At 60.3% G+C, this 17,642-nt stretch carries 18 protein-coding genes; 9 read left to right on the top strand and 9 right to left on the bottom strand.

Annotated elements, in window-relative coordinates; translation table 11 throughout:
* The first annotated feature begins 66 nt into the window (after nt 1–66).
* The 4 genes from EA462_RS13665 (at nt 67) to EA462_RS13650 (ending at nt 3,168) form a co-directional block, all read left to right on the top strand.
* Nucleotides 67–801, top strand: a complete 735-nt coding sequence (locus EA462_RS13665) for an SDR family NAD(P)-dependent oxidoreductase (protein ID WP_124179138.1) — start codon at nt 67–69, stop codon at nt 799–801.
* A gap of 181 nt (nt 802–982) precedes the next feature.
* Nucleotides 983–1,162 (top strand): aldehyde dehydrogenase family protein, encoded by a 180-nt coding sequence (locus tag EA462_RS17925; protein WP_124179137.1) that lies wholly within the window; start codon nt 983–985, stop codon nt 1,160–1,162.
* Nucleotides 1,163–1,369: 207 nt separating this feature from the next.
* Entirely contained in the window at nt 1,370–1,684 is a 315-nt protein-coding gene (locus EA462_RS13655) for a hypothetical protein (protein WP_124179136.1), read from the top strand.
* A complete protein-coding gene (locus tag EA462_RS13650; RefSeq protein ID WP_124179135.1) occupies nt 1,684–3,168 on the top strand; it encodes a sodium:solute symporter family protein in 1,485 nt (494 codons plus the stop codon). The genes EA462_RS13655 and EA462_RS13650 overlap by 1 nt, the downstream gene beginning before the upstream one ends.
* Before the next feature lie 63 nt (nt 3,169–3,231).
* Here the strand turns inward: EA462_RS13650 and EA462_RS13645 are convergent, their stop codons facing one another.
* The 8 genes from EA462_RS13645 to EA462_RS13615 all read right to left on the bottom strand — a co-directional run bounded on the left by EA462_RS13645 (nt 3,232) and on the right by EA462_RS13615 (nt 9,936).
* On the bottom strand, nt 3,232–4,017 hold the full coding sequence (locus EA462_RS13645; protein WP_124179134.1) for an SDR family oxidoreductase: 786 nt from the start codon (nt 4,015–4,017) through the stop codon (nt 3,232–3,234).
* Between the two features lie 99 nt (nt 4,018–4,116).
* Nucleotides 4,117–4,482, bottom strand: coding sequence for a Rieske (2Fe-2S) protein (locus tag EA462_RS13640; RefSeq protein WP_124179133.1), 366 nt, complete (start codon nt 4,480–4,482; stop codon nt 4,117–4,119).
* Nucleotides 4,479–5,537: an amidohydrolase family protein gene (locus tag EA462_RS13635; protein ID WP_124179132.1), complete on the bottom strand. Its 1,059-nt coding sequence runs from the start codon at nt 5,535–5,537 to the stop codon at nt 4,479–4,481. The genes EA462_RS13640 and EA462_RS13635 overlap by 4 nt, the downstream gene beginning before the upstream one ends.
* A 90-nt stretch (nt 5,538–5,627) precedes the next feature.
* Nucleotides 5,628–6,707 (bottom strand): ABC transporter substrate-binding protein, encoded by a 1,080-nt coding sequence (locus EA462_RS13630; protein WP_124179131.1) that lies wholly within the window; start codon nt 6,705–6,707, stop codon nt 5,628–5,630.
* 173 nt (nt 6,708–6,880) lie between these two features.
* Nucleotides 6,881–7,042 carry a hypothetical protein gene (locus EA462_RS17365; RefSeq protein ID WP_165872081.1) on the bottom strand — a complete coding sequence of 54 codons (162 nt, stop codon included), beginning with the start codon at nt 7,040–7,042 and terminating at the stop codon, nt 6,881–6,883.
* 217 nt (nt 7,043–7,259) lie between these two features.
* On the bottom strand, nt 7,260–8,483 hold the full coding sequence (locus EA462_RS13625; RefSeq protein ID WP_124179130.1) for an MFS transporter: 1,224 nt from the start codon (nt 8,481–8,483) through the stop codon (nt 7,260–7,262).
* Nucleotides 8,480–8,809, bottom strand: coding sequence for a Rieske (2Fe-2S) protein (locus tag EA462_RS13620; protein ID WP_124179129.1), 330 nt, complete (start codon nt 8,807–8,809; stop codon nt 8,480–8,482). Before EA462_RS13620 ends, EA462_RS13625 begins: the two co-directional genes overlap by 4 nt.
* Nucleotides 8,806–9,936, bottom strand: a complete 1,131-nt coding sequence (locus tag EA462_RS13615; RefSeq protein WP_124179128.1) for an amidohydrolase family protein — start codon at nt 9,934–9,936, stop codon at nt 8,806–8,808. Before EA462_RS13615 ends, EA462_RS13620 begins: the two co-directional genes overlap by 4 nt.
* 275 nt (nt 9,937–10,211) lie before the next feature.
* Here EA462_RS13615 and EA462_RS13610 point away from each other — a divergent pair, with 275 nt between their 5' ends.
* Nucleotides 10,212–11,930, top strand: coding sequence for a thiamine pyrophosphate-requiring protein (locus tag EA462_RS13610; RefSeq protein ID WP_124179127.1), 1,719 nt, complete (start codon nt 10,212–10,214; stop codon nt 11,928–11,930).
* A 53-nt stretch (nt 11,931–11,983) separates the two neighbouring features.
* Here EA462_RS13610 and EA462_RS13605 read toward each other — a convergent pair whose 3' ends face one another.
* A complete protein-coding gene (locus EA462_RS13605) occupies nt 11,984–13,408 on the bottom strand; it encodes an aldehyde dehydrogenase family protein (protein WP_124179126.1) in 1,425 nt (474 codons plus the stop codon).
* Between the two features lie 238 nt (nt 13,409–13,646).
* Between EA462_RS13605 and EA462_RS13600 the strand changes: the two genes are divergently transcribed.
* From EA462_RS13600 to EA462_RS13585, 4 genes are all read left to right on the top strand, one after another.
* On the top strand, nt 13,647–14,441 hold the full coding sequence (locus EA462_RS13600) for an ABC transporter ATP-binding protein (RefSeq protein WP_124179125.1): 795 nt from the start codon (nt 13,647–13,649) through the stop codon (nt 14,439–14,441).
* Complete coding sequence (locus EA462_RS13595) at nt 14,438–15,811, top strand: UbiD family decarboxylase (protein ID WP_124179124.1); 1,374 nt, start codon at nt 14,438–14,440, stop codon at nt 15,809–15,811. The genes EA462_RS13600 and EA462_RS13595 overlap by 4 nt, the downstream gene beginning before the upstream one ends.
* A 204-nt stretch (nt 15,812–16,015) precedes the next feature.
* Entirely contained in the window at nt 16,016–16,801 is a 786-nt protein-coding gene (locus EA462_RS13590; protein WP_165872080.1) for an ABC transporter permease, read from the top strand.
* A complete protein-coding gene (locus EA462_RS13585) occupies nt 16,801–17,616 on the top strand; it encodes an ABC transporter permease (RefSeq protein ID WP_124179122.1) in 816 nt (271 codons plus the stop codon). Before EA462_RS13590 ends, EA462_RS13585 begins: the two co-directional genes overlap by 1 nt.
* The last annotated feature ends 26 nt before the right edge of the window (nt 17,617–17,642 follow it).

Raw genomic sequence — 17,642 nt, 5'->3', positions numbered from 1 at the left:
CCGGTATATGCGGGGAGACTCCGTACACTCGGTCGATTTATTACCGAGGAGTGAGCGTATACCATCATGTCGAATCAGATCGACGGCACAGCTGTTGTCACCGGCGGAGCGAACGGAATCGGGCGAGCGATCTCCGTTCGACTCGCAGCGGACGGAGCTCACGTCGTCGTCGTCGACGTCGCGGACGGATCCGAAACCGTCGAAGCGATAGTCGACGCGGGTGGATCGGCGGAGTACCGGTCCGGCGACGTGACCGACGCCGAGAGTATGGCCGCCGCGATGGACGGACTCGAGATCACGACGCTCGTCAACAACGCCGCGTACTACGCCCCGCTCGTCGACGACAAGAAACGGTTCGACGAGATCGACGAGGACGAGTGGAACGACGTGCTGTCCGTCAACGTCACCGGTGCTTTCCTCGCGAGCAAGGCTGCGCTGCCAAACATCGATCCCGGCTCGAGTATCGTCAATATCGCCTCTGCAACCGTCCACACGGGCGTTCCCGGCTTTCTGCACTACGTCGCGTCGAAAGGGGCGATCATCGGAATGACCCGCGCGATGGCGACGGAACTCGGTGACGTCCCGGTGCGAGTGAACGCGGTCACGCCGGGGTTCACCTGGTCCGAGGCGTCACAGCAGGCGGGCGATGAGTATCTGGATCAGCTCCGTGCGCGACAGACGCTCGAGGAGACGATCGAACCCGAACACATCGCGGACGCGGTCGCGTTTCTGGCCGGCGGGGAGAGCGAACTGATGACCGGGCAGGTGCTCAACGTCGACGGCGGCGTCACCTACTACTGATGCGGCCCGCTGTAATGATTTACCGGTACAACCCCAAGACGGGGCGCGATTGTACGGAAATCACTCACAGGAATCCGTCCGATGGAACCGTTGTCCGTCAGGTTCGACACGACCGTCTCTTGATCGCGGGTGCACGGGTATTCGGTGACGACGATCCGTACGATGCATACGTACGCGGTGAGTGGATCGACGGGACCGGAACGTTTTCCGTGGCCGATCCGGCCACATTATTCCCTGGATTTCACCGACGTTGCTCGCGGCGCAATCGATCGCACCGGCGCTCGCAGCCGGCACTACTGTCGTCACAAATAGCACCGGAGGCACCGTCCGGCGGCTACAAGGAGAGCAGTCTGGGTCGTGAAAAGGGACAGCAAGTCGTCGATCACTACACTCAATTCAAGAACGTGACGGTCACGCTCGGTGATGCACCGGGGGCGAGGTTCGAAACGGAACCTCGATAGTAGATCTCGTCCAATAATAATTACTACTGGTACATTCGCCCGTAGGATACGGTCAAACGACTACGTTTCGAAACGTTAGCGCCGTTTCGAGGGGAAATCTTTAACTAATGTCCGTTTCAATATCGGTTGACATGCTCAAGGGCAGTTTCTGGTACCCACAGACAGTCCCTCGCGCGATACTGTTACTGGGTGTCCTCATCATGATTCCACTCCATCAGAGCGAACTGTTAGGGTTGATGTCGACGTCGACGCTGGTGTTTGGCTGGGTACCACTCCAGTTGGCGTACGACGTTACCCTGATTCTCTCTGGTGTGGTCGTCCTGTACGCGATGTACCGGATGGCACCTGAACCGCCGGAAGAACACGAACCGACGATCGAATCCGACGAGTCGGAAGCGAAACCCGCCGGGGGTGAACAGTAATGGTTTCGACCGAAAACGTCGTTGTTCTCGCCATCACCGTCGCGTACCTGCTCGTCGTTCTGGGCGTCGGAACGATCGCCGCTCGAGCGACTGGTTCCTCGCGTGAGGACTTCCTGATGGCGGATCGGTCGTTCGGAACGGTCGTGTTGTTGTTCGCGCTGTTCGCGACGAACATGACGGCCGTCGTCATGATCGGCGCTCCCGGATTGGCCTACGGAACCGGTGCGGGTGCGCTCGGGTTCTTCGTTGCCCTGTTCGCGTTCATCTTCCCGGTTCTGTTGATGACGTTCGGGTACCGAATCTGGATCGTCGGGAAACGGTTCGGTCACATCACCCCCGGTCAGATCGCCAACCACCGCTGGGAAGCGAAGTACCTCGGCCTGGTGTTCATGCTGATGTTCACTATCTGGACGATTCCGTACATCCTCGTCGGCGTTCAGGGTGGCGGAATCGTCTTCGAGGCGCTTACCGAAGGACTGGTCCCGTACTGGCTCGGTGCACTGACCGTCATCGTCGTCGTCGGACTGTACGTCTACCCCGGTGGAATGCGTGGAACTGGCTGGACAAACACGTTCCAGGGGATGGTGTTCCTGGTCGTCCTGCTCGGACTGTTCGCGTACATCGGGCTTCGTCTCGGTGGCTTCTCGAGTGCGACCCAGTCGGTCGGTGAGATCAACGACGGAGCTCTCCTCGACAGGGCGGGTATCCCGCCGTACGCGCCACGAATGTGGTTTTCACAGGGGATCATCGTCGCCATTGGCGGCTTCATGTTTCCACACCTGGTGATTCGCTACATGACGGCCCGTTCGGTGACGACGCTCCGCCAGACGTCGCTGTTGTACCCGATCGCCATCGTTCTCGCCTGGGTACCGGCCGTGATGATCGGCTTCTGGGGAATCGCCGCAATTCCGGACATCGACAATCCCGACTTCATCCTGCCGACGATGGTGTTCGAGTTCATGCCCTGGTGGGTCATCGGAATCGCCCTGGCCGGCATCCTCGCGGCGATGATGTCGAGCATCGACGGTCAGGTGCTCACCATGAGTACGTTCTTCACCGAAGACGTCGTCTCCGAGTTCTTCGAGGGCGTGACGGACAAACAAGCCGTCTGGTACGCACGAGTGTTCCTCGTTGTGATATTCGGGCTCGCGTACGTCGGAGCACTGCTCACGACCGATACCATCGTCGACACCGCAACGTTCGCGTTCGCGGGCTACGGGATGATGTTCATCCCGCTGGCCGCCGCCTTTTACTGGCGCTGGTCGACGAAAGAAGCCGTCTACGTCGGCCTCATCTACGGATTCGCCGGCCTCTGGCTCTTCGAGTTCGGCCCACTACCCGAGTCGATCACGATGGGCTTCCACCCGTTCGTTCCGCTCCTGGTGACGCAGTTCATCCTGATGGCGATCGTCTCCGCAGTCACGCAATCGCCGTCTGAAGAACGGATCGAAGAGTACGAATCGGCGCTCGAGGGTATCTGGTAACTCGACGGCGGCTCGAACGCCGGAGCGTTTTTCCCCACGTAACGACGCCACCACGCGTGACGATTACTCCGTTCGCGGATCGTCGCCGGTCGTGTACGTACTGTAACTGTCGCCGTCAGCGTTCGCGACGTATCGTCCGCCGTGTTCGCCCTCGTCGGCGGCGAGACGAACCGCCGTCTCCGAGATGACGGTCGGGCTCTCGTGTCGATACGTCTCTTTCGTCGTTTCGTTTTCCCCCTTTCGCTCGGTGTAGACGCCGCCGTTTGGCGGTCGAAGCGCGATCGAATCGATCTCCGTTTCCTCGAGTTCTCGGGTGAGCGTCTCGTGTAGCCCCTCGAGGCCGAACTTCGAGGCCACGTACGGCGATCGATTCGCCCGGGCACGGAGACCGTGGCCCGACGAGACGTGAATCAGCCGCCCGGAACCGCGCGCTTTCATTCCGGGAAGGGCGGCTTTCGAACAGAGGAACGGTCCGCGAAGGTTCGTCTCGAGGATCGCGTCCCAGGCGTCGACCGGGACGTCCGACACCGGACGGTAGGACGGCTCGCCGGCGACGTTCAACTGGGTAATTCCAGCGTTGTTGACGAAGACGTCGATTCCACCGAAGCGGTCGGTCGTCTCCGCGACGAGCGACCGGACGTCGTCCCACGAGCGGACGTCGGTCGGAACCGCGACCGCGTTTCCCTCGTCCGTGCGCTCGGTGAGGTCCGCTGCCAGCGCGTCGAGTTTCTCGGCCGATCGCGACGCACAGACGACTCGCGCACCCTCTTCGGTGCAAGCCGTGGCGATCGCCTTTCCGAGGCCGTTGCTCGCACCGGTGACGACGACCGTTCGATTTCGAAGACGCATAGCTACCAACTCGTCGGCCTGATAATAAGAACTTTCGCCGAATCGGCCGGCTCCTCGCGCGGTCGCCTTCCCCAATTGATTCCGGGTCCGATGACCGACCTACGATTCGACGTAGACGACCCCGTCCTCGACGGTCACGTCGTACGTTTCGAGAGAGATCCGGTCGTCACCGATGTGGTCGCCGGTCTCGAGTTCGTACTCCCAGCCGTGCCACGGACAGGCGATGGTTTTGTCGTCGGAGAAGTCCTCTTCCGGACGCTGACCCGGCTCGGTAAACTCCGCAACCAGTTTTCCTTGCACGCGCCCCGAACAGACGGGGCCACCCATGTGTTCGCAGGTGTTCTGGACCGCGTAGTAGTCGCCCTCGACGTTGAGGACGCCGACGGGCTCGTCGTCTACCGTCACGACCGTTCGCTCACCGGGGCCGAGATCGCCTACCGTTCCAGCACGGACTCGCTCGCTCACAGGCCGAACACCTCGTTGGCCGTTCCGCTCAGAATGCGCGCTTTCTCGTCGTCGGAGAGGAACGGTCGCTCCGAGATGACCTCCGGCAGATCGTAATCCCAGTGGGGATAATCGGAGGCGTACATGAGCTGACTCGCGCCGCCGATCGTCTCGATGACGCCCTCGAGTTCCGCTTCGTTCTCCGGAACTTCGAGTGGCTGAATGCCGTAGTAGAACTCCTTGATGTACTCGCTCGGTCGCTTCTCGAGCAGCGGTGCCTCGGACGGGCGTTTGAGGTACTCGGCGTCGAGTCGCCGCATCATGAGCGGTACCCAGAAGATACCCGACTCCTGGAACGCGATCTCGAGGTCGGGGAACTTCTCGGGAACGCCCTGAACGACGACGCTCGTGAGCTGAGCCATGTTGTTCATGAGGAATCCGAGGGTGTGCGTCTCGATGAACTTCTCGTACCCCTTGATGTGGAACTCGTCCAGCCCGCCACCGCCGGCGTGGAAGTTCAGCGCGAGCCCCTCCTTCTGGGCTGCTTCGTAGATGACGTCGTACCGCCGATTGCCCATCGGCGGTTCCGCACCGGGCGTCACGAGACAGACGCCACAGATACCGTCTTCGTCGCCAACCCGGTGGATCAGATCCGCTGCAGCCTGGGGATCCTGGTACGGCGCGGGAATCATCGTGTAGACGCCCTCGTCCGGATCGACGACCTTGTCGAGCATGTAGTCGACGTAGCCGTTTGCGAGGATGACCGGCCGTTCGTCGTCACCTTTGATTCGACCGAACGAGAGCATCTTCTGTGAGAGGATGATCGTCTTGTCGACGTCGAGGTGATCCATGATCATCGGAATGTCCTCGGGAGTCATGTCCGAAAGCGACAGTTCGTCTCGAGCGATCCGTCCGAAGACGTTTCGATCGCCACTACTCGTCGGGTAGATAGACGACTGCGGGCTGTCGATCTTCTGTGAGAGTCGCGTCTTCCAGGGCTCGTCGAGATACGGTGCGATGTGATCGAGCGTTTCGAAGTAATGTGCGTCCGCATCGACGACTTCGTACCCGTCCATACCGTTGAACGACGCTCCGACGACTTATATTTGATTATTAATGCGGACTCTTTTGAAGATGTTGCCGCGAAACTGACCGAAAAAGGCTGACTACAGGAAGCGCCGATCGACGAGGTCGTCGACGTCCGGCATCTCCTCGAGCAGGTCGGCACGGTCTGCGAGTTCGAGTGACGTCTGGAACTTCTCGTCGGTGATGTGCTCACTGAGATCGGTGTTCCACATCTCGTCCTCTCGCGCCGTCTCGAGCGTTTCGCTCCAGACTTCTTCGCCGTAATCCGGGAAGTCGGTCGGCGCGGTCTGGATATATTCGACGAGCTCTGCGATGTCTCGGTCGTACATGTCCTCGTAGGACTCGAGCATCACGTCGACGATCTCCTGGTGCATCGCCTCGTTCTGATCGAGGTTTTCGTCGAGCGTCGCCCAGGTCGCAAGGGTCATGTGGTCGAAGTCGTCGTTCGGGTTCGAGAAGTGCTGGACGATACCCTCTTCTTCGGCGTCGAGAACGCCTGCGAGGAAGGCGGTCGTCGCGACCCCTTCACCGGCCTCGATCGCGGCGATCCGGTTCGGCGTTCCGGCGATGTACTGGTACTCGACGGCTTCGGGGTCGCCCAGGTTGGCCTCGACGGCGCTACGGCCGACCATGGCGGAGAACGAACTCGGTGAGTGGAGGATGAACGTCTCGCCTTCGATCTCGTCCCAGCTGTCGATACCGGGTGCGGTACAGACTTGCTGGCTGAACGCCTGGGAGAGCTCCATGAACGAGCTGACCGGGAACCCTTCCGCGATCGCGTTCGCGAGCGACGGCGGCGTCACGTAGCCGATCTCGACGTCCTCGGAGATCATTCCCGCGATCATCGGCCCGAAGCCGTCGAACGTTACCGGCTCGACCGTCACGCCGCGCGCTTCCATCTCGTCGAGGAAGTGCGAGTACGGTGGTGCCGCGTACGTCGGCCGCGTCGGTCCCGGGTGGCCGATACGGAGCGTATCCGGCAGCACGTCGTCGTCACCGTTGCCGTTGCCGTTCCCGTTTCCAGTTCCGTTGCCGTTCCCGTTCCCAGTTCCATTGCCGTTGCCGTTGCCGTTGTCGTCGCCAGCACATCCGGCGATCCCGACCGTCAATCCTGCGCCGACAGCTGTCAGCACGTTCCGTCTACTGCTCTTACGAGGCATACACAAACAATGGTGTAGGATGAACACTTAAGTCTTTCTTATGTGTGGGAGTGAATATCAACTGCGACAATCGGACGATCGAACGGTTCATTCCGCCCCGATCGGGAACGTGGCTTCCCTCGAGTCACTCTGTACTGACACGAGTGATCCTTCGGCCGGTCCCTCGCTTGCGTTCACTCTGACACCGTTGCCCAGACGATGACGCCGTCGTACGTCGGGCACTCGACGAACAGCTTCCTGAACTCAACGGTGGCGGAAAATCCCTCTTCGTCTTCTTTGACGGTGTGAGCTTCGTCACAGTGAGGACAGTGAAACGGGTCACCGGGTTCTTCCATACGAGTGCGTTTCGCTGGAGGCCCTTATATCGTCTGACTACCTCTCGAATGGGGAGTTGTCCGTTGTTCCGATTTGCTGGCCCAGCCGCCGAACGGTCGCGGTCTCACTGAAAAACAACTCATACGGTCTGCTGTAACGGTTTACCGGCGCAACCGAAGGACGGGTCGCGGTTGCGCCGGAAATGAGTTACAGCAGTCCGTATCACAGCAGCCGGTCTCAAGCGACGCTAGGTTCCGGTGCCTTATACGAGAGGGCCACGCCGGCTGCCGAGAGCAAGATGACGTACACGAAGACGCTCGCATAGGTGCCGGACAGTTCGAACAGCGCGCCGGTGATCACCGGACCGACCGTCGCACCGGCCACGGCAACGGCACTCGTTATCGACACCGCCGTCGCGGAGACGGACGCGTCAGCGACTTCACGTGCATACGCGAAGAAGACGCCGATCCCGAGCTGAATCGAGATACCTGCCAGGCAAAGCGTCAACACCGTCGTAAACGGCTCCCTGACGACTGCGAGGACCACGAACGTCGGCGTCGAAATCAGGAACGACCAGAAGACGACGGGACGTCGACGACCGGCAAACCAGGCGTCGGAGATAAATCCACCACCCCAGCGTGACGCGATGCCGACCGCGGGAAAAAGCGCCACGAAGAAGCCGCTGTGAATCAGCGACAGCCCGTATTCGTCGACGAGATAGCTCGGCATCCAGTTGGTGAGGACGAAAAACGCCGAAAACGAGATCCCGGCGAGGATAGCGATCAGCCAGACGCTGTCGTTACCGAGTACCGCACGAACCTCGTCCAGCGTCGGAACCGGTGTTTCCGGCGTCGTCGGACTCGAGCAGCGGGCGCTCGCGATCACGACGAAGCCGAACGTCGCGCCGGCGACGATGCTGTAGAACGCGAACGTACTCTCCCAGCCGAAGCTGTTGGCCACGACGGGTCCCGTGAACTGTCCGAGGGCGAACCCGGCGGGTGCACTGGTGGTGAAGAACCCGATCGCCGTGGCGCGCCGATCGAACTGGTAGAGCCCGGTCGTCACGTTGACGCCGACGGTCCACATGACGACCGTCACGACACCACCGAGACCGCGGGAGCCAAGGAGTGACCAGTAATCGCCCGAAGCTGCGGCGTACCACCCCCAGAGACCGGCGATAACGAGACCGACGGTCGCCCAGCCGAGCACGTGGAGATTATCCATTCGGTCCAGTAATGCACCGACCGGAACGTTCGAGATCGACTGTGCAGCCAGCGTGATGCTCAGAATAACGCTCGCGGCGAGCGGGCCGATCAGCAACGACTCCTGGATGACGGGGAGGACGCTCGTCGGAACGATGATGTACGCGTATCCGATCGTGGTCAACAGCCACATCGCCACGACGACGCCCGCCCGTCCGTCCGAACCGTCGTTCGGCCGTACGCTCGCGTGCTCGCTCACAGGTCGATAACGACTTGCTCGTCCTCGACGGCGACGTCGAACGTTCGGAGGCCGGTCTTTTCGTTTACGACGCTTCGACCGGTCTCGAGGTCGAACTCCCAGTAGTGCCACGGGCAGTGAACCGACGTCCGCTCGGAATCGACGGTCGGGAGATCAGAGTGAAGGATACCCTGTCCGAGCGGACCACCCATGTGCACGCATCGGTTGGAGATCGCGTAGTACTCCCCTTCGACGTTGAAGACGGCGATCGGCAACCCATCGACTTCGACGGCTTTCCCTTTCCCCTGAGGGATCTCGTCAGCAGCAGCGACAACGTGTTCCGTCATATCCTGAAGACACTCTCAGCGTTCTCGTGGAGGATTCGCTCTGCGAGCTCGTCGTCGATGGCCGGCGACTCGAGGACCCAGTTGTGAAGTTCGACCGTGTAATGTGGGAAGTCGGTCGCGAACATCAACGAATTCGACGCGTTGGTCATGTCGAGCATGGCCTCGAAGTTCGACGTCTTGTTCGGAATGTTCATCGGCTGACTCGAGAACGAGAAGTTCTCCTCTAGATACTCACTGGGCTGTTTGTCGAGGTACTCCTGTCCCATCCGGTGCATCCGTTCGGTCATCTGGATATCCTCCGGGTGGTCGTTGTACATCTCGTCCAGACGCTCCGAGACGAACGGGACCCAGTTGACGCCGCCTTCGATCATGACGACCTGCAGTTCCGGGTACTTATCGAAAACGCCGGTCATGATCATGTTTCCAGCCATCATCATGGCGCGACACGGGTGGACGAGTCCGTACGCCTCGGACCACGTCCGAAGCGAGTTTCCGATCAGATCTTTCTGGGGCCAGTTGGCGGTGCCGCCGCCGTGAAGTGCGAGTGGCAGGTCTCGGGCGACGAGTTCCTCGAACACCTGGTCGTACTTCGGCTGACCCAGCAGATCGTAGTGTCCGAAGAAGCCGTACATGCCGACGATATCTTCTTCGTCACCCACGCGTTTGATTTCCTCGACGGCCGTCTCCGGTTCCCACTGTTGCATCAGAGCAACCGCCTTGATGTTTTCGTGCGTCGGAAGCACGTCGTCGACGAGATAGTCGTTATAGGCCCGCGAAATCTCGTTTTTCATCACGACGTTCTGGGAGTCGGGCAGCTTGTTGTACCCCGGTGTCAGGATGGGCATGTCGATTCCGAGGGCTTCCATCACTTCGACGATGTCCTCGCCGGTCTCGAGTTCGCCGTGAGCCTCGAGTCCGCCGGCACCTCGGGGCGTCGAGTAGCCGGGGAACCAGTAACACGACGTCGGCGGATATCCGGTGATGTCGAGGTTTCGTTTCACTACCGCACTATCCATGTAGGGCATCAGTCGGTCGACTGGAGCCCTGAAGTGGAAGTCGACGTCCACGACGAACGCCTCCTCCATTTCGTCGGTGAGCGGGAATCGCTCTGAGTCGATAACGGACATGCGAACTATTCTTTATCGACAGGAGATATAAAGCTACCGACATGTATCAGGACTTTTTTATGCTCAAAGTATTGTCGGGACGTCTCGGACGGCTCTAGAACGGTTTTAGCCGTCTTTCGATTATCAGACCACTGATTGACAGGATCTCGGACAGCGTGCGAACGGGAACACTCGTCGTCGGGCGTAACACACCCTAAGTAAGTGTATCCGGGATGGGATGGATCGTCCGTTCACGATACACAAAACATTATGCATGAGTGCTTCGAGTGTCGAATATGGAGCTTCCTGACCTGCCAGCGGAGGATATCGAGAACACCGACCTCGTCACCAGCGGCGAGGCGCTGCTCGAGTCGCTTGCCGACCACGGCGTCGAATATCTGTTTTCGAACCTCGGGACGGATCACACCCCGTTGATCGAAGCGATCAGTCGAATCCGCGCTCGGGGGGAAGAGACGTCGATTCCGGAGATCGTCCTCTGTCCCCACGAGTACGTCGCGATGAGCGCCGCACACGGCTACGCGGCCGTGAGTGGTGAGCCACAGGCGGTGCTCGTTCACGTCGACGTCGGCACGCAAAACCTGGGTGGAGCGATGCACAACGCTCACCGCGCGAACGTTCCCGTTTTCGTTATCTCCGGGCTCGCTCCGGTGACCGATTCGGGGTATCTCGGATCGAGAGAACACGTCGTCCACTATCAACAGGACGTCTTCGACCAGCCGGGGATCGTCCGCGAGTACTGTCGCTGGACGGGAGAGTACAAACCGCCAGCGGATCCGGATTCGATCGTTGCGCGCGGTCTCGAGCGAGCGACGGCCGATCCCAGCGGTCCGGTGTACCTCACGGCAACGCGAGAAGCGCTCGAGGCGCGCTTCGACGCCCCCGATCAACCCGCACGAACGATCGAACGATCGCAGCCCTCGCGGCCGACCGACGAGATGCTCGAGGAACTCGGCGGACGTCTCGAGGACGCCTCGAACCCGGTCGTTATCACGAGTCAGAACGCCGACCCCGACGCACTCGTCGAGTTCGCTGAGGCCACCGGCGCTGGCGTCGTCGAGCACGCACCGACGCGGATCTGTTTCCCGCGCGATCATCCCCTTCATCTCGGATTCACGCCGAACGACGTCTTCGAGACTGCCGACCTGATCCTGCTGGCGGCGGTCGACATCCCGTGGATTCCCGCGAACGGCCATCCGCCCGCGGACGTCCCCGTGATCCAGTTCGATTCGGACCCGACGAAGGCACAGTATCCGTCCTGGAACTTCAGAGTCGACCTCCGACTCGAGGCGGACTCGGCCGCGACGATGGCCGCATTGACGGAACACGTCGACGCGCCTTCGAGCGGACAGGAGGCGTGGGAAACGACGGCCAGCAACCGCAGAGACCGTGCTAACGAGACGCTCTCGAGCCATCGTGACGAAGGGCTGCTCACGCCGGAAGTTCTCTCGGACGCCCTGAACCACGTCGTCGAATCGGACACCATCGCCATCGAAGACGCGGTCACCTCACAGACGGCGATCCTCGAACATCTCGACGTCACGACCGAGGGTGGGCACTTTTGGAAAGGTGGCGCTGGACTCGGATGGGCCGGCAGTGCCGCGGTCGGTGCGAAACTGGCCCAACCTGACTCGAGGGTCCTTTCGCTGGTCGGTGACGGCTCGTATCTGTTTTCCCATCCCACGGTGACGGCGTGGCTCTCGGCGTCGATGAACGCGCCGACGCTCACCGTCATCTACAACAACGGCGGCTGGCGCGCGGTCCAGTCGGCAACGTTGAGCCAGTATCCGGACGGATCGGTTGCCACGGAGGGTCTGCGCGAACGGACGTTCGATCCCGCGCCCGACCTTCCCGCGGCTGCCACCGTCGTCGACGCCTACACGGCGACCGTCGACGACGAGGACGCCCTGATCGCCGCACTCGACGAGGCGGTCGCGGCGATGGACGAAGGTCGACCGGCGATCCTCGACGTCCACGTGGACGACCCGTCTGCATAACCGATCCGGCGCGGGTTGCTGTTCGACAGTCGTCTCGATTCGATCGATCTCGACTACTCGAGTCCGATCGTGACGTTTTTGACCTGCGTGAAGTTCTCGATCGCGTGCCGTCCCTTGGTTCGACCAATCCCGCTCTCTTTGTAGCCGCCGAACGGCGTCTGGACGAATACGAGCGGGAACTCGTTGACCGCGACCGCACCGGCTTCCATCGCCCCCGCGAGGCGGTGCGCTCGATCGATGTCTTTCGTGTAGACGACCGCGTACAGCCCGTAGACGGTGTCGTTTGCACGTCGGACGACCTCGGCTTCGTCCGAAAACTCGTGGAGCGTCTTGACGGGGCCGAACAGCTCGTCACAGACGATCGAGTCGCTGTCGGAGACGCCGTCCACGAGCGTCGGTTCGTAAAAGTGTCCGGTTTCCCGTGGAACCGTTCCGCCCGCCAGGATTCGTGCGCCGTTTTCTTCGGCTTCGGTAACGTACTGATCAATCCGTCGTTGGGATTCCGCCGAGATCACCGGGCCGACGTCCGGTTCTTCGGTCCAGGGACCGATGGCGAGCGCCTCGATTTCCTGGACGAGCGCGTCTGCGAACTCGGAATAAACCTCCCCGTGAACGAAAAATCGAGAGATGGTGTAGCAGATCTGTCCGGCGTTGTGGTAGCAATCGACGACCTCGGAGGCGACCTTCTCGATGTCGGCGTCCGGAAACACTACGCACGGCGTGTTTCCACCCAGTTCGAGATCCACGTGTGAGACGTGTTCCGCCGCGGACTTCATCACGTGTTTGCCCCCGTCCGGCGATCCTGTAAAGCTCACGCCAGCGACTCGCGAATCGCTCGTGATAGCCTTTCCAGCCGCGGCGTCAGCGTCCGGAACGACGTTGATCGTTCCCGCCGGGAGACCGGCCTCCTCACAGATCGCCGCGAGCCGCAGGATCGTCATCGGCGCTTCCGGTGACGGTTTCGCAACGACCGTGTTACCGCAGACGAGCGCCGGCGCAATGCTCCGCGACCCGAGGAGTATCGGCGAGTTCCACGGAATAATATGACCGGTTACCCCGAGCGGTTCACGAATCGTGTAATTGAGTCGATCGCCGGGGACGTCGATGGTGTCCCCTTCGATTTTGTCCGCGAGTCCGGCGTAGTATTCGAAAAACGATGCGGCAGCTTCCACCCGCTGTCTCGAGTGATCGAGCGGCCGACCGACCTCGAGCGTCTCGAGCGTTGCGATCGCATCTACATCGTCGCGAATTCGCTCGCTGATTCGCGAAAGGAGACGCCCCCGTTCGCTCGCGTCCCACTCGCTCCACGTTTCGAACGCTGTCGAAGCTGTTTCGATCGCCCGCGTTGCGTCCTCGGCCGAGGCGTCGGCAACGGTCGAGAGTCGTTCGTCCGTCGCTGGATTCGCCACCTCGAACGTGTTCGACCGAAACTGTTCCGTCCCGCCGATACGAAGTCCCCACTCGTTCGGTATATCCATGTCGATACACCGACCGACCCCGACTTAGGTATTATGTAATGCCCGCCGCTTGACCGTTGTCGGTTCGACACTGACCGCTCGACTGCCAAATCTCACCGCTTTCGAGCCACGTGCGTCAACTGAAACGATCCACACCGATGACCCCCTCCACAACGCGACCGTTTCTGATAGTAATCCTATAACTCCACTGGCATCTCCAAAGGTTTAAATCCTCATCTGAACAATCACGGTCCGAACTATGCCAAAGTCAATCACAGTCGACCGAGTGTCAAAAACATACGGGAACGGTGAGGAAGCTGTTCACGTTCTCGACGATATCTCCATCTCGATACCCGAAAAAGAATTCGTCTGCATTCTGGGTCCCTCCGGCTGTGGAAAGACGACGCTGATGAAGATGATGGACGGGCTCGTCGATCCGTCGGAAGGCGAGATCCGAATCGGAGACACCGTCATTACCGAACCGACGCCCGAAGCGGCGCTCGTGTTCCAGAACTTCGAACTGTTCCCCTGGCGGACGACCCTCGAGAACGTCGAACTCGGCCTCGAGATTCTCGGCGTGGACAAGTCGACGCGTCGAGAGCGAGCCCAGACCTGGATCGACCGAGTCGGACTCGACGGCTTCGAAGAAAGCTACCCCTCCGAACTGTCCGGCGGGATGCAACAGCGCGTCGGGCTCGCGCGAGCGCTGTGTGTCGACCCGGAGGTCATCCTGATGGACGAACCGTTCGGTGCACTCGACGCCCAGACGAAAGACAAGATGCAGACACAGCTCCTCCAGCTGTGGGAACAAGAAAAGAAGACCGTCGTCTTCGTCACGCACGACATTCGCGAATCGATCTTCCTCGCGGACCGGGTGCTCGTCATGGGGACGAAACCGAGTTCGATCGTCGAGGACATCGAGATTCCCTTCGAACGACCTCGCTGGAAACGCCGCGTCGAGATCGAAAACGACGACCGATTCGCGGATATCGAACAACTCCTCCGCGAACGGCTCGGCCTCAAAGCCGAGGAGGAAACTGAGGTCGCTCAATGAGAGACCTCCGGTCGTATCTCGAGACGCTTCCGGATTCGCAACTGGAGCGCGTCTCGAAGTCGGTCAACCCCGCTGAATTCGACGTCACGGCGATCCTCCAGAACCTCGAGAACGAAGATCGGTATCCGGCCGTTCTCTTCGAGAACCCGACAGATATCGAGGGGCGGGAGACCGACTTCCGGCTTATCAGTAACGTGTTTGCGGACCGTCGTCGGATCGCACAGGCGCTCGACCTGTCGACCGACGAGTGGCGCATGGAGACGAGCCTCGAGTACGGTCGGCGCGAGACGAACCGACAGGAGCCCGTCGTGGTCGATACCGACGATGCGCCGGTCATGGAAGACGCCGTACCGGACCTGACGCACCTTCCGGTCGTTCGCCATCACCGCCTCGACCCCGCGCCGTACATCAATATGACCCCGACGATGAAAGACCCCGAATCGGGGGTGTACAACGTCGCGTTCCTCCGCAACATGGTCAAGGGGGGTGAGGAGATGGGGATTCACATGTCCCCGCGGCATAATTTCCGTATTTACAAGACCAACGAGGATCGCGGCGAACGGACCCGAATGGCGGTTACGATCGGACATCACCCGAGCTACTATCTCGGCGCGCTGACGCTCGCGGGGTTCGAAGTCGACGAGTACGACGTAATCGGCGGCATGTTCGGAGACCCGCTCCGGTTGACGCCCTCGAAGACCTGGGGCGACGAGTTCCTCGTTCCGGCCGACGCCGAGGTCATCGTCGAGGCGGAGGTCCTTCCGGAGGTTCGAGAAACCGAAGCTCCGTTCGGGGAGTTCCCGGGTTACTACGGACCACAGCGCCTCAAACCCGTCGTCGAGGTCAAGAACGTCGTCTGTCGGTCCGATCCGATTTTTCAGCACGTGTTCGTCGGCCACAAAGACGTCGCAACACTCGGTGGCGTTCCCAAAGAGGGGGGAATCTACAACGACATCCAGGGTCGCGTTCCGAGCGTCGAGCAGGTTCACTTACCGAGTTCGGGCTGTGGCCGATTTCGCTGTTACGTAAGCCTCGAGCAGACGACCGAAGGCGAAGCGAAACACGCCGCATTACAGGCGCTCGCGAGTTCGGATTTCATCAAGCACGTCGTCGTCGTCGACGAGGACGTCGATGCGTTCGACGAAGAAGAGGTCCTCTGGGCGCAGTCGACCCGCGTCCGGGCCGACGAAGATATCGACATCATCAACGGTGTCAAGGGTAACACGCTCGATCCGAGCGTTCGCGGCGAGGTCGCAACATCAAAAATTATAATAGATGCGACCAAACCCGTTGACGAACAGTATCCACCGGTGTTAGACATCCCCGAGGATGCACTCGAACGAATGACGCTAACAGAATACCTCGATTGACAATGGCACGAATATTCTGGGCCGAATGTCCCGAATGTAGCGAGCTCTTCCATGCACACCATGGAGAGCTTCGAAACAGTGGTACCGAACTACTCTGTCCCACCTGCGGGGCGGAGTTCCTCGATACAGACGCAGCACGAATCGTTGAATGATATGTCCACAAAATCATTAAATTCCGTTCGGACGAAGTGGGAAAACGCTCTTATGAGCGTAAAATCGCGTCTGGCTGGAACGTGGTTCGAGCGAAACAGAGGCCTTCTCATCCGGCTGTTCGCGGTGTTCGTCGGACTCACGATCTGGGACCTCTACGCGAGAGGCCAACCCGATTACCTCTTCCCGGGTCTCGAGTTGATCTTCGAGTCGCTGGTCACGCAGTTCCGCGAGGACGACCTCGTCGGCGCGTTCATGAACAGTATGGGAACCATGTTCCTCGGCTATATCCTCGCGGTTCTCGTCGGGGTACCGCTGGGTCTGGCGATGGGGATCAACCGCCACCTCGACGTGATGCTCAATCCGTACATCAACGCGATGTACGTCGCGCCGATCTCGGCTATGGTGCCGATCTTCATTCTGATCGGCGGCCCGACCTTCGAGGTTCGTGTCTTCATCGTCTTCCTCTTCTGTGTGTTCGAGATTCTCATCGATACGTACGAAGGTGTCAAGACGACTCCCGAGGGGTTACTCGAGGTCAGCGAATCCTTCGGGGCGAGCAAGTACTACACCGTTCGACACGTGATCTTTCCACACGACTTACCGTACATCACTGCGGGGCTCCGTCTCGGGATGGGACGTGCAGTCAACGGGATGATCCTGGCAGAGATCCTGATCGAGTTCGTCAACCTGGGTGGCATCATCCGCTCGTGGGCGGACGTCTTCCGCGTCAGCGGTGTGTTATCGATCGTCCTGTTGTTGATGCTCGTAAGCATCATCCTGACGAGGCTCATCCAGCTACTCGAAAAACAGATCATCGACTGGGAGGCTGAGAAATAATGGCAACAGCAGACGAATCCTCGCTCCGACAGCAGCTGACGTTATCGATGGACGACCGAAACCACCAGATCATCCTGCAAGCGGGCTTCGGCGTCTTCTTGCTGGCGCTCTATTCGTTGTTCGCCTACCTCGGGTATCCGAGCGACCGGATACCGTCGGTCCCGATGATCGCAGACGCACTGTACGTACAGGTCGCTGAAGAAGGACTGCTAGAGGCCCTCTGGGACGCACTGTACGCGATCTTTATCGGGTTCTTCATGGCCACGCTCGTCGGCATCCCGATGGGTATCCTGATGGGCGTCAACCGAACGATCGAGGAGTTGCTCGATCCCTACGTCAACGCCATCTACGTCGTTCCCTACGCAGCGATCGTTCCGGCGCTGATCGTCTGGTTCGGAACCGGGATTCGGATCCGCGTCGCGATCTGTTTCCTGTTCGCGTTCTTCCCGATCGTGATCAACTCCTTCGAAGGGGCTCGAACGACTCCTGCGGGACTGCTCGAGGTCGCGGAGTCGTTCAACGCAAGTCGACTCTACACGCTGAAGAACGTCGTTCTCCCCTACGAGATTCCGTACATCCTTGCCGGACTCCGAATGGGTATCGGACGTGCCGTCCGTGGACTGGTGCTGGTCGAGATTATTGTCGCCGTGACCGGTCTCGGTGGACTCATTCAGCAGTGGAGCGCATCGTTCCGCCTCGAGGGCGTCATCAGCGTCGTGCTCGTCCTCATGCTTCTCGGCGTTACCCTGCCCTGGTTGATGGGCAAAATATACGATCGGCTCATCTGGTGGGACGTCGACCGCGCTGGCTTCTGATCGGTTCGATCGTTTTTGATTTTCGA

The sequence above is a fragment of the Natrarchaeobius halalkaliphilus genome, from assembly GCF_003841485.1.
In the GTDB taxonomy this organism is placed as follows: domain Archaea; phylum Halobacteriota; class Halobacteria; order Halobacteriales; family Natrialbaceae; genus Natrarchaeobius; species Natrarchaeobius halalkaliphilus.
The sequence above is the reverse complement of the archived record's forward strand: the minus strand, read 5'-3'. Positions and strand labels throughout refer to the sequence as shown.